The organism is Dactylosporangium sucinum (genome assembly GCF_014647515.1).
In the GTDB taxonomy this organism is placed as follows: domain Bacteria; phylum Actinomycetota; class Actinomycetes; order Mycobacteriales; family Micromonosporaceae; genus Dactylosporangium; species Dactylosporangium sucinum.
This window is the reverse complement of sequence record NZ_BMPI01000081.1, coordinates 11,413-23,286: the sequence shown is the minus strand read 5'-3', so window position 1 is coordinate 23,286 and position 11,874 is coordinate 11,413. Positions and strand designations below refer to the sequence as shown.

General features: G+C 75.8%; 9 protein-coding genes and 1 riboswitch. Of the genes, 1 reads left to right on the top strand and 8 read right to left on the bottom strand.

Annotation, left to right across the window (positions count from 1 at the left end):
- Nucleotides 1-79 precede the first annotated feature (79 nt).
- Both IEZ31_RS47900 and IEZ31_RS47895 read right to left on the bottom strand, forming a co-directional pair.
- Complete coding sequence (locus IEZ31_RS47900; RefSeq protein WP_190256804.1) at nt 80-784, bottom strand: hypothetical protein; 705 nt, start codon at nt 782-784, stop codon at nt 80-82.
- A gap of 225 nt (nt 785-1,009) precedes the next feature.
- Nucleotides 1,010-1,164, bottom strand: a riboswitch (cyclic di-AMP (ydaO/yuaA leader).
- A gap of 46 nt (nt 1,165-1,210) precedes the next feature.
- Complete coding sequence (locus IEZ31_RS47895; RefSeq protein WP_229836989.1) at nt 1,211-2,749, bottom strand: sensor domain-containing diguanylate cyclase; 1,539 nt, start codon at nt 2,747-2,749, stop codon at nt 1,211-1,213.
- Between the two features lie 91 nt (nt 2,750-2,840).
- Here IEZ31_RS47895 and IEZ31_RS47890 point away from each other — a divergent pair, with 91 nt between their 5' ends.
- Nucleotides 2,841-3,662, top strand: a complete 822-nt coding sequence (locus tag IEZ31_RS47890; RefSeq protein ID WP_190256802.1) for an aldo/keto reductase — start codon at nt 2,841-2,843, stop codon at nt 3,660-3,662.
- On the opposite strand, the gene IEZ31_RS47885 is transcribed toward IEZ31_RS47890, so the two are convergent.
- The 6 genes from IEZ31_RS47885 to IEZ31_RS47860 form a co-directional block, all read right to left on the bottom strand.
- On the bottom strand, nt 3,659-4,303 hold the full coding sequence (locus IEZ31_RS47885) for a response regulator transcription factor (protein WP_190256801.1): 645 nt from the start codon (nt 4,301-4,303) through the stop codon (nt 3,659-3,661). The two genes, IEZ31_RS47890 and IEZ31_RS47885, sit on opposite strands and share 4 nt — an antisense overlap.
- Nucleotides 4,291-5,514 (bottom strand): sensor histidine kinase, encoded by a 1,224-nt coding sequence (locus tag IEZ31_RS47880; protein WP_190256800.1) that lies wholly within the window; start codon nt 5,512-5,514, stop codon nt 4,291-4,293. Before IEZ31_RS47880 ends, IEZ31_RS47885 begins: the two co-directional genes overlap by 13 nt.
- A gap of 20 nt (nt 5,515-5,534) precedes the next feature.
- Nucleotides 5,535-7,946, bottom strand: coding sequence for an FtsX-like permease family protein (locus IEZ31_RS47875; RefSeq protein ID WP_190256799.1), 2,412 nt, complete (start codon nt 7,944-7,946; stop codon nt 5,535-5,537).
- Nucleotides 7,943-8,662: an ABC transporter ATP-binding protein gene (locus tag IEZ31_RS47870; protein ID WP_190256798.1), complete on the bottom strand. Its 720-nt coding sequence runs from the start codon at nt 8,660-8,662 to the stop codon at nt 7,943-7,945. Before IEZ31_RS47870 ends, IEZ31_RS47875 begins: the two co-directional genes overlap by 4 nt.
- A 171-nt stretch (nt 8,663-8,833) precedes the next feature.
- A complete protein-coding gene (locus IEZ31_RS47865) occupies nt 8,834-11,095 on the bottom strand; it encodes an FtsX-like permease family protein (RefSeq protein WP_229836987.1) in 2,262 nt (753 codons plus the stop codon).
- Complete coding sequence (locus IEZ31_RS47860; protein ID WP_190256796.1) at nt 11,092-11,769, bottom strand: ABC transporter ATP-binding protein; 678 nt, start codon at nt 11,767-11,769, stop codon at nt 11,092-11,094. Before IEZ31_RS47860 ends, IEZ31_RS47865 begins: the two co-directional genes overlap by 4 nt.
- Between the last annotated feature and the right edge of the window lie 105 nt (nt 11,770-11,874).

The window sequence follows — 11,874 nt, the reverse complement described above, 5'->3', positions numbered from 1 at the left end:
ACGGGCGGGCGGGGCCGGGCCGGGCGGGGCCACGGGCGGGCGGGGCCGGGCCGGGCGGGGCCACGGGCGGGCGGGGCGGTCAGGAGAGGGCGGCGACCACCTGTTCGGCCTTCGCGGCGTGCTTCTGGTACGCGTCGGGGAAGGCCGAGCGCTGCACCGCCTGCGCCGCCGCCGTCACGCTCATGCGCTCCCAGCCCCGCACCCGCGACAGCGCGCTGTAGAACAGCGCCGCCGAGTGGGCCGGGTCCATGAGCTGCGCGACGGTGCCCCAGCCCTGGCTGGTCCGTTGCTGGAACAGGCCCACCGAGTCGTGGTCCGACGACAGGCCCTCGTGCGGCAGGTCCAGCGACGCCGGGACGGTCCTGCTCGCGACGTTGTACAGGTCGCTCTCCTGCATCGCGGTCGCGATCGCCACGACCAGTGCCCGCTGGGGCATCCCCTGGGAACGGCCCTGCCGGACGATGGTCGCGGCGTTGTCCATCTGGCGCTGGTCGAGGCCGGCGACCGGCCGCGGCTTGGCCGGCTTGGCCGGCGCGGCGACCGGCGGGGCCTCGACCGAAGCGGTGGCCGGCGGAGTGGGTGGCGGCATGGTGGGCACGTGCGTGGACGGCGCCTCGTACGCGGCGTACGCCGGGAGCGCCACGAAGCGGCTGTCCACAGTGGACGCGGTGGAGCCCGCCGCCAGCATGGTGACGGAGAGCGCGGCGATCGAGACGGTGCCGGCCTTGACGACCAGGCCGGGACGGCGATGACGTGGATGGAATTGGCGTGCCGGAACTCTCATGGAAACGGTTCCCTCACAGACGAATGATCAGGCGAATGACCAGGCGAACGAGCAGGCGAAATGAGCAGGCGAACAAGCGCAGGAGTCATCGGCACGGCACCGTGGAGCAAGGTGCCGCGCGGAAACGCGAAACAGGAGCGCTAGGCCGGGCTCACCCGTCTGAGGGGAAGGCGGCGCACGGCCGCCGGAGAAGCATCTGAACCAGCATGCTGACGCACGAGCCTGAACTCCTTCCGAGGCCGCCTACCGGGTTAGCTGACGGGTTCGGACGGGAGGATTCGCCCTACCACGGGCCGGCTGGGAAGCCGGCGCGCGGATGCACCCCAAGGACTACGTGGGTCCCCGGCTCGCGACGCGTCGCGACTCGACGGCGCCTGCCCGGCGGCACCCGATGGGCGCCCGTCGACCGGAGCAGACGACCCGACACTACTGGGCGTTATCCGGCCCGGCCAACCGCAGCACCGGGATCCCACCCGGTGCACCCGCATGCTCACCGAACGCTGTCACACGACCCGTCACCCGGGATGCGTGTCGATGGCCCTTGACCAGGTACATCGCCCGGTCGGCGGCGCGCAGTGCGGCGCCGGCGCCGGCGATCGTGGCGTCGATCACGGCCACTCCGACACTGATCCGCACCCGCAGAGCGTGACCGTCGTGACCGATCGGCGCGGACACCACGCGTTCGACCCGGTCGACGAGCGCGGCGACCTCGTCGATCAGAAGGTCCTCGACGAGGATCACGAACTCGTCGCCGCCCAGCCGGGCCACCGTGTCGGTCGGGCGGACCAGCGACACCAGCCGCCGGGCGACCGCGACGAGCACGGCGTCGCCGGCGTCGTGGCCGAACGTGTCGTTGACCACCTTGAAGTCGTCGAGATCGCAGAACAGCAGCGCGCTCGTGCCGCCGTCGGCGCCGGCCCGGCGGACGGCGGCGTCCAGCGGCGCGGCGAGCGCCTCGCGGTTGACCAGGCCGGTGAGCGGGTCGCGGGAGGCCCGGCGGACCAGGTCGGCCTCGGCCGCCTTCCGGCCGGTGATGTCCTGCACCTGGGCGATCGCGAACGGCGGCGGCCCGGCGACGACCGAGACGGTGGCCGACACCCAGACGACCCCGCCGTCGCCGCGCACGCAGCGCAGCTCGTGGTCGTGCATGGGGACGCCGCCGAACGCGCCGGCCAGGACCGCGCGGCCCTCGTCGACGTCGTCGGGGTGGATCAGGTCGGCGAACCGCATGCTGAGCAGCACGTCCTCGTCGCGCCCGAGGAGCCGGCACAGGGCCGCGTTGACCCGGGTCAGCCGGGTCCGGTCCGGGTCGCTGGACTCGAGCCCGATCAGGCACATGCCGGTGCCGGCACCGTTGAACGCGAGCCGGAACGCGGCCTCGCTGGCCGCGAGCTGCCGGCGCTCGCGCCGCAGGGCCTCGACCAGGTTGGCGTTGTCGATCGCGATCCCGGCCTGCGCGGCGAGCATCTCCAGCAACTCCCGCTGCAGCGGGCCGGGCTTGCGCCCGTCGGCCGGCAGGTCGACGCCGAGGATGCCGACCAGCTCGCCGTTCGGCGCCCGCAGCGGCGCGAACAGGGCGTCGAGCGGATGCCAGGAGTCGGGGTCGGAATCCGGGACCACGTCCGGCACCCACGACTGGATGGAGTCGCTGAACCGCTCCTGCGGGAGGTACCGCAGCTGCCCCCAGCGCTCGGCACGCTCCAGGTAGCGGTCGAGCTCGTCCGCCGGGTACCGCGCTCCGAGCAGCGTCTCCCGCGCCTCGTCCGACCCGGCGATCGCGACCGCCTCGTAGACCTTGTCCGGATGGAGGTAGTTCACCACGGCCACGCCGAAGCCGACGCCGTCGACCACCGCATCGACGATGAGCTGCAGGGTCTCGGCCAGCGTCACGCCGGTGTTGACGCGCCCCGTGATCCGGTAGACGGACCGGATGGCGGCCATCGCCATATCACGATCTCGCTCCACGGCGCGCCCACCTCGGTCCGGCTGACCTTGCACCAGTACATCGACGCATCAAATGCGATCTGAAGCAAATGCCTCTCGTAGGGTGGAGCCCATGAAGATCACGCTGAACTCCGGCGCCGAGATGCCCGCGCTGGGTTACGGTACCTATCCGCTCAAGGGTCGTGCCGCGACGGATGCGGTACTGCGGGCGCTCGAACTCGGCTACCGCTTGATCGACACCGCCGCCTCGTACGGCAACGAGGACGCCGTCGGCGCCGCGCTCCGCGAGAGCGGCCTGCCCCGCGCCGAGGTCTTCGTGACGACCAAGCTGCGCGGCAGCGACCAGGGCCGCGACTCGACCCGGCCCGGGCTGGAGGCGTCGCTGACCCGCCTCGGCCTCGACCACGTCGACCTGTACCTCATCCACTGGCCGATGCCCGCCGTCGGCAGGTACGTCGAGTCCTACGAGGAGATGGTGCGCCTCCAGCAGGAGGGCCTGATCCGCTCGGTCGGCGTGTCGAACTTCCTGCCGGAGCACCTCGACGCGGTCGTCGCCGCGACCGGTGTGCAGCCCGCGGTCGACCAGCTGCAGGTCTCGCCGTCGTTCCCGCGGACCGGGCTGGTCGACGCGGTCCGCCGCACCGGCACCGTCGTGCAGGCATGGAGCCCGCTGGAGCGCAACACCGGCATCCTCGACCACGGCGTCGTCACGCAGATCGCCGCCCGGCACGGCGTCACCGGCGCCCAGGTCGTGCTGCGCTGGCTGCTGGAGCGCGGGATCACGGCGGTACCGCACTCCGGCAACCCGGAGCGCCAGCGGCTGAACCTCGACGTCGAGGGCTTCACGCTGAGCCCGGACGAGGTCGCCGCGATCACCGCGCTCGACTCCGGCCGCTCCCCCAAGCAGGACCCGGCCACCTGGGAGGAGTTCTAGCCGTTCAGGTACGCCAGCACGGCCCGCACGCGGCGGTTCGTGTCGTCGGCCGGGGGCAGGTCCAGCTTGCCGAAGATGCTGGTGATGTGCTTCTCGACGGAGACCGGGGCGAGGAACAACGCGGCGCCGATCGCCGAGTTCGACAGGCCCTGCGCCATCAGGTCGAGCACGTCGCGCTCGCGGGCGGTGAGCGCCTCGATGCCGTGGTGGCGAGCGCCGCGCGTGAACAGCTGCCGCACCACCTCGGGGTCCATGGCGGTGCCGCCCGCGGCCACCCGCTCGATCGCGTCGAGGAAGTCGTCGAGCGCGGTGACCCGGTCCTTGAGCAGGTAGCCGACGCCGCCCCGGCCGTCGGCGAGCAGCTCGGCGGCGTAGGCGCGCTCGACGTACTGCGACACGATGAGCACCCGGGTGTCCGGCTCAGCGGCCCGCAGCTCCAGCGCCGCCCGCAGCCCCTCGTCGCGGAACCCGGGCGGGAGCCGAACGTCCACGATGGACAGATCGGGCCGGTGCTCGGCGACCGCGGCGAGCAGGCCGGTCGCGTCGGCGACGGCGGCCACCACGGTGTGGCCGGTGTCGGTCAGCAGCCGCACCATGCCCTCACGGAGCAGGAGCAGGTCTTCGGCGATCACGATGCGCATGGGAACTCCGCGTGCAGGACGGTCGGGCCGCCCGGTGGACTGTCGATGATGAGCGTGCCGTCGAGGGCCTCGACCCGCCGCCGCAGCCCGTCGAGGCCGGATCCGGCCGGGTCGGCGCCGCCGCGCCCGTCGTCGGCGACGCTGACCCGCACGACGTCGCGGGCCCGGGCGAGGGTGATCGTGCAGCGGCCCGCCCCGGCGTGCTTGGCGGCGTTGGCGAGGCCCTCGGCGACGACGAAGTACGCCGCCGACTCGACCGCGGCCGGGTAGCGGTCGCCGGCGTCGCCGGCGACCGTCACGTCGAGCGGGCTGTCGCCGGCCAGGGCGGCGATCGCCGCGGGCAGGCCGCGGTCGGTGAGGATCGGCGGGTGGATGCCCCGGACCAGTCGCCGCAGCTCCGCGAGGGCCTCGTCCAGCTGCCGCCGCGCCGAGCCGATGTCGGCGCCGATATCGGCGGAGGAGCGCAGCTTGCGGGCGGCCAGCGCGAGCGTCATCCCGGCCGCGACGATCCGGGCCTGCGCCCCGTCGTGCAGGTCCCGCTCGATGCGGCGCAGCTCGGCCGCCTGCGCGTCGACCACGCGGCGGCGGGTCGCGGCCAGCCGCTCGGTCTCCTCCACCAGCCGCCGGTGCAGGCCCGGCGCCAGCAGCGCCCGGGCGGCCGCCGCGACCAGGCCGGCCAGCCGGCGGACGAGCCAGGCGGCCGCCGGCAGCATCGCCAGGCCGAGCACGACCAGCGCGAACCGCCCGGGCACGGTCGTCATCAGCGGCCGGGCCGGGAACGGCGCGTGCGGGTTCGGCACCGCCCACAGCCACAGCGGCGCCAGGATCGCGCCCAGGTCGACGGCGGTGACCACGACGGCGGCGACGCCACCGGCCAGGCCGAGCGGGAACAGGGCGATCAGCCAGGCCAGATCTCGCCAGGTCGCCGGCTGCGCGGCGGTGGCCAGCACCCGCTGGCGGAGGCTGTGCCCACGCACCGGCACGTAGGGCGAGCCGATCGGCGCGCCGAGCACCCAGCCGGCCCGCCGGCGCTCCAGCCCGGCGAGCCGACGGGTCACCCAGGCAGCGCCGAGGAACGCCGGGGCGCCGAGCTGGGTGACTGACAGCACCGCGGTGACGAGCGTGCCCAGCACGCCCCACACCAGGCCGGCGACCCCGGCGGCGAGGCCGCTGACCAGGTACGCCAGGGCCTTGACCGTCCGGAGCAGCACCGGCCCGATGCTACCCATGATCAGCGGGACCGGACGACGAACCGGGCCGGCAGCACGCCCGCCAGCAGGCCGAGGCCGCCGACGGTACCGAGCATCGTGAGGTAGGTACGGGGGTCGGCGAACAGCCGCAGCGTGCCGTCCTGCGCGACGCTGAACACCCCCGTGACCACGCCGGTGACCAGGGCACCCAGCACCAGCCCGACGGCGACCGTGATGAGCGCCTCGCGGGCCGCCAGCCGATGCAGCTGCCCCACCGTCGCCCCGGCCAGCCGCAGATCGGCGAACTCGCGCCGCCGCCCGGCCGCCGCCATCGCGAACGTGTTGACGACGGCGATCGCCGTGAATCCCAGGGACACGACGACCATCAACTCCCACGCGCCCTGTTGGTTGGAGTCGGCCGGCGCCACCGCATCGGGCAGCGACCCGCCGCCGCCGCCGCGCAGCCAGATCGCGCCGGTCAGGCCCTCGGCGTCGTGGGCCGCCACCAGGTCGGCCGGCAGGACCAGGTCGCCGAAGCCGCGGGCGCGGTCGTAGACGGCGGCCAGGCGCAACGGGACCTCGGCGCCGTCGGCCAGCCGGACCGGGACGGTGTCGCCGACGTGCCAGCCGTACTGGCCGGTGAGGTAGGCACTGGCCGCGAACGTCCCGGCCCCGCCGAGCGCGCCGGCGCGGACGTCGAGGTCGAGGGCCGGTTCGGTGCCGGTCGTCAGCAGGCCCTGGGCGGCGTAGTCCTCCGGCTTGCCGTCCCGCACGACGATCGCCCGCGTCGGCAGCGTGATCGCCGCGCCGGTGACGCCGGGGGCGGCCGCCACGCGCCGGGCCTCGGCCAGCGGCATCCCGCCCGGCGCCCGCCCGGTCGCCGCGGCCGTCCGCGCGGCCTGCTCCGAAGCGGCGAGGTCGGTGAGGAGCGCGCCGTTGAGCAGCATCACGGCGTTGAGGGCGAACATCAGGACCAGCGGAACGGCCACCGCGGCGACCCGCCGGCTCTCGGCGCGGGTGACCATCGCGGCGAGCCGCCCGGTGGCCCCGCCGGCGCCGAGGACCCGCGAGACGATGGTGGTGAGGGGCCGGACCGCGAGCGGCCCGAGCGCGGCGACGGCGCACAGCAGCAGCGCGGTGGCGACGAAGCTCATCCCCATGCCGAGCGGTCCGCCGAGCGGCACGAACGTCAGCACCGCGACCGCGCCGGCCGTGGTGATGAGCGCGGCGAGCACGCGCGCCGCGGTCCCGCCCGAAGGGGCGACCGCCGTCTCGGCCAGGGCCTGGGTGGGCGCGATCCGCACCGCGCGGCGGCCGGCGAGCCGGGCACCGGCGTACGCGACGAGCAGCCCCACAAGAACGGCGGCCAGCACCACCAGCACGTTCACCCGGACCTCGAACTGGGCCGGCACCGCGCCGAGGGTGCGGAACCGCCCCGCGACCAGTGCCGCGAACGGAACGCCCAGCGGGGCGCCGACCACCGCCGCCAGCCCCGCGAGCAGCAGGCTCTCCAGGCCGAGCAGCCGGCGCAGCTGGCCCGGGGTCGCGCCGGCCGTGCGCAGCAGGGCCAGTTCCCGCAGCCGCTGCCGCACGCCGAGCGTCACGGTGCCGGTGAGCACGAACACGGCGGCGAACCCGGTGAGCCCGATGACGAAGCCGAAGATGGAGATCGGCGCGATGTAGTCGGGCAGCGCGCCGGGCAGGTCGGCACGCACCTTGTCGTCGCCGGTCAGCACCTCCCCGATCCCGGGCGGCAGTGCGAAGCCGGTGCCGAACACCGCGACCGCGGTCGGGTCGGCGAGGCCGGTCACCGCGGCCACCTCCGAGTCGGCCAGGAACAGCGCGCCCTGGGCCGGCAGCGCGTCCCGGCCGGCCGGCGCCGCGACGCCGACGACCCGCACCGTGCGGACGCCGGTGCGGGAGGTCAGCACGACCGTCTCCCCCGCCCGCCCGGCCAGGTCGGCGTCGAGCACCACCTCGCCCGGGCCCGGCGCGTGGCCGGAGCGCAGCGTGAACGGCGTGACGGCCGCCGAAGCCCAGCCGTGCGCGATGACCGGCGCGTCGTCGGCGCCGAGCACCGCCCGGCCGTCCGGCGTGGCGATCCGCACCGGCGCCGCCGCGTCGGCCACCACGAGAGAGACGCCCGGCACCGCGCGCAGCCGGTCGGCCAGGCCGGCCGGCAGGGTGCCGGCGCCGGTCAGCCGCTCGGTCTTGGTCTTCGTCTTGATCTTGTCCTTCTTCTTGGGTTTGGAGGACGTGACAGTGACGTCGCGCGCGCCGGAGATGACGGCGTCCGCCGCGGCGAACCGGTCGGCCGGCGGCCCGGCGGTCAGCACCGACGCGAGCAGCAGACCGGCGCCGCAGAGGAGGGCCACCGCCAGTACCGTGGCGAAGAACGTCCCGGCATAGGCGGCCCGGTGCGTGCGCAGCGTGCCCAGGGCGAGGCGGATCATCGCGCGATCACCGCCGTCATGTGCGCCGCGACGAGCTCGGCGGTCGGGGCGGCCAGCTCGGCGACGATCCGCCCGTCGGCCAGGAAGACCGCCCGGTCGGCCCAGCCGGCCGCGGCCGGGTCGTGCGTCACCATGACGACCGTCGTGCCGAGGTCGTCGACGGCCTCGCGCAGCAGCGCCAGCACCTCGCGGCCGCTGGCCAGGTCGAGCGCGCCGGTCGGCTCGTCCGCGAAGATCACCTCGGGCCGGCCGGCCAGCGCGCGGGCCAGGGCGACCCGCTGGCGCTGCCCGCCGGACAGCCGCGCCGGCCGCTCGTCCTCCCGGCCGGCCAGCCCGACCCGGCGCAGCACCTCGCGCGCCCAGCCCTTGTCCGGCCGCGCCCCGGCCAGCCGCTGCGGCAGGAGCACGTTGTGCCAGACGGAGAGGGAGTCCATCAGGTTGTACTGCTGGAAGACGAACCCGACGCGCCGCCGCCGCGCCTCGGTGAGCCGGGGCTCGCGCAGCCCGGCGAGGTCCTGTCCGGCCAGGAGCACCTGGCCGCTGTCCGGGCGGTCCAGCGCCGCGGCGCAGTGCAGCAGGGTCGACTTGCCCGACCCGGACGGCCCCATGACGGCGGCGAACGTGCCGGCGGCGAAGGCCACCGACACGTTGTCCAGCGCCGTCGGGCCGCCCGGGTAGTGCTTGGAGACGGCGACGAGTTCGACGATCGAGGTCATGCCGTCGAGCCTCGCCGGATCGGCCCGGCGGCGGCACAGGGCAGACCATGCGACCGGGGTAGGGAAAGCCCTACTCCTCGCTGCACTTGATCCGGCGCACGTGGCGGAGCGTCTCGCCTGCCGCTGCGGCGGCAGGCGCCACGAGCGCCCGGGCCACGGCCACGATCGGCGCTACTCGCTGCGCAGCGCCCGCGCGGTGCTCGTGCGGGCGGCCCAGCCGGCCGGCAGCAGCGCCCCCGCGAGGGCGATGAGCAGGCCGCCCGCCGCCAGGGCGGTCACCAGGGCGGGGCCGTAGACGTCGAGCACCGACGGCGGCAGGCGGGTGCCCGCGGCCCGGCCCATCGCCGGCATGACCACCCCGTGCAGCGCGATGCCGGCCGGCACGCCGGCCAGGCCGGCCACCAGGCCGACGCCGGCCACCGAGGTCAGCACGAGCGCGACCGTCTGCCGGGGCGCCATGCCCAGGGCCTTGCACACGCCGAGCTCGTGGACCCGCTCGCGGGTGTCGAGCACGACCGTGTTCAGCACGCCCAGCCCGGCCACGGCGACGAGCAGCAGGGTCAGCGTGCCCGCGAGGGTGTCCAGGGCGACGACCGTGCCGCTGAGCTCGCCGGTGTTCACCTCGGCGTGCAGATCGGCGTGCCCGGCGTTGAACGCGTCGGCCCAGGCCTGCGGGGCGGTGCCGTCGGCCACGTCGACGTGGACCTCGGGGAAGCCGTCGAGGAGCTCGAGCCCGGCCAGCGAGCGCCCGTCGGTGATCAGCCGGATGCCGTCGGAGCGCAGGTCCAGCACCTCCCCCACGATGCGCAGGCGCACGGCGCCGCCCACCATGACGTCGTCGCCGACGCGCACGCCCGCGGCGGTGAGGAAGCCGGTCGGCACGACCGCCTCGCCCGGCCCCGCGAACCAGCGGCCGTCCAGGATCTCGTACGTCGCCCAGGATGCGTCGCCGTCGAACGCCACCGTCTGGACCGGGCCGGCCAGCCCGGCGACGGGCAGCTCCAGCCGGGTCGTGGTGAACAGCCGCGCGGTCCCCGGCTGGGCCCGCACCGCGGCCACCGACGGCGCCGGGCCGCCCGGGCGCCCGGCGCGGACGATGACGTCGCCGGCGTCGCGCCGGTTGAGCGCCGACTGGACCCCGCCGACCGACAGGGCCAGGCCCACGCCGAACGTCACGCCGAGCGCACCGAGCGCGACCGCCGCGCCGATCGTCACCGACCGGCCCGGCCGGCTGAACGGCCCGGCCAGGCCGAGGGTCACCGCGCGGGGCAGCGGCAGGCGGCCGAGCAGCCGCCGGGCCGTGCGCCCGCGGCCGACCGACGGCGTGCGCCCGACGGCGAGCGCCTCGACCGTGCGCAGCCGGGCCGCCCGCAGCGCCGGGACGAGCGCGGTGACCGCGACGACGGCGAGCGCGCCCAGCGGCACGACGACCGAGATCCACGGCGCCAGGGCGGTCGCGCCGGTACCGAACACGTCCCCCTCCTCGGCGAGGACCGGCACCGCCGCCAGGTTGCCCAGCACCACGCCGGCCGCCGCGCCCACCGCGGCCGGGATCAGGGCCTCGGCGAGGTACCGGCGGGCGACCTGCGCCGGGGTGCAGCCCAGCGCCTTGCGGATGCCGATGCGCCTGGTCTGCGCCCCGACCGCGCCGCTGACCACGATGCCGATGACCAGGACGGACATGACCAGGCCGAGCACGCCGAAGGCGACCACGAAGGGCAGGAACAGCGCGGCCATCCGCTCGGCGACCCGCCGGACGGTGAGGTAGGAGGCGGCGTCGGTCAGGGCTTCCGGCGGTACCGCGGCCGCAATCGCCTGCCGGGCAGCGGTCACGTCGGCGTCCGTCCCGGCGCTCGCGAGCCGGTAGAGCATCTGGAACCCGCGCGGGCCGCTCAACGCCTCGACCGTCGCCGGGGTGGCCCAGGCCTGCGCGGTCTGCCCGGCCGAGCGGGCGAAGCCCACCACGGTGAGCGTCGTGCCGCCGGCGGTGAACCGCTCGCCGAGCTCGAACGGGACGGTGCCGGCCAGCCACACGACCTCACCCGGCCCGGTCGCCCACCGGCCCTGGGTGAGCTCCAGGCGGTCGACCGCGCCGCCGGGGTCGGCCCGCCCGACGATCGTCACCGGGGGCAGCTCGACGCTGGGCGGCGCGCCGAGCCCGCCCTCGCCCGGCGGGTGCGCCGCGACCGTGCGGGGCCGGATGCCGACGGTCGGGAACGGCCCGGCGGCGGCCGTCACCCCGGCCACCCGCGCGGTCGCCGCGACCTGGTCGGCGGTCGCCTTCGCCGCGTCGAACCCGGCGGCGAGGTGCGCGCCCTGCTGGCGCGCGAAGGCGCGCTCGAACGGCCCGCGCGACTGCACGAGCAGCCCGGCCGCGAGCACCGACGCGGTGACGGCGAGCAGCGTCGTCAGCGCGATGACCAGCCGCTTCACCGGGCCACCACCCCGTCGACCAGCTCGATCGTCCGGGTCGCGCACGCCTCGGCCAGGGCCAGGTCGTGGGTGACCAGGACCAGCGTCTGCCCGTCGCGGTTGAGCTCGGTGAGCAGCCGGCGGACGTCCTGGCCGGAGGCGGTGTCCAGGGCGCCGGTGGGCTCGTCGGCGAGCAGCAGCGGCGGCCGGTTCATGAGCGCCCGCGCCACCGCGACCCGCTGCCGCTCCCCGCCGGACAGCCGGCCGGGATAGGTCTCCGCGTGCTTGCGGATCCCGAGGTACCCCAGCAACTCGTCCGCCCGCGCCCGCGCCGTGGCCCGGGGCGTCCGGGCCAGCTGGGCCGGCAGCAGCACGTTGTCGAGCACGGTGAGGTCGTCGAGGAGGTTGAAGAACTGGAAGATCATGCCGATCCGCTCGCGCCGGTACCGCGCCGACGCCGCCTCGCCGAGCCGGTCGACCCGCACCCCGTCGACCGTCACCGTGCCCTGGCTCGGCCGGTCCAGCCCGGCGACGAGGTTGAGCAGCGTGGACTTGCCGCTCCCGGACGGTCCGAGAACGGCGAGCGCCTCGCCCGCGCGCACCCGCAGGTCGAGTCCCGCGAGGGCCGGGGTCGCACCGTCGTACCGCTTGGTCACGCCTGCGCACTCGATGAGTGCCCTGTCGACTGCCGTCATGGTGACGGACCGTATTGGCGGGACCGCGCCCGGCGCGTCGGCCGCGGTAGCGGTTTGCGTCATCCCTGCGATGTACGCATCGGTCGGGACGCGCTCCCGCCGGCC

Coding starts and splice junctions, on each gene's coding strand:
- IEZ31_RS47900 (WP_190256804.1), bottom strand. CDS start 784: ATGAGAGTTCCGGCACGCCAATTCCATCCACGTCATCGCCGTCCCGGC.
- IEZ31_RS47890 (WP_190256802.1), top strand. CDS start 2,841: ATGAAGATCACGCTGAACTCCGGCGCCGAGATGCCCGCGCTGGGTTAC.
- IEZ31_RS47885 (WP_190256801.1), bottom strand. CDS start 4,303: ATGCGCATCGTGATCGCCGAAGACCTGCTCCTGCTCCGTGAGGGCATG.
- IEZ31_RS47875 (WP_190256799.1), bottom strand. CDS start 7,946: ATGATCCGCCTCGCCCTGGGCACGCTGCGCACGCACCGGGCCGCCTAT.
- IEZ31_RS47870 (WP_190256798.1), bottom strand. CDS start 8,662: ATGACCTCGATCGTCGAACTCGTCGCCGTCTCCAAGCACTACCCGGGC.
- IEZ31_RS47860 (WP_190256796.1), bottom strand. CDS start 11,769: ATGACGGCAGTCGACAGGGCACTCATCGAGTGCGCAGGCGTGACCAAG.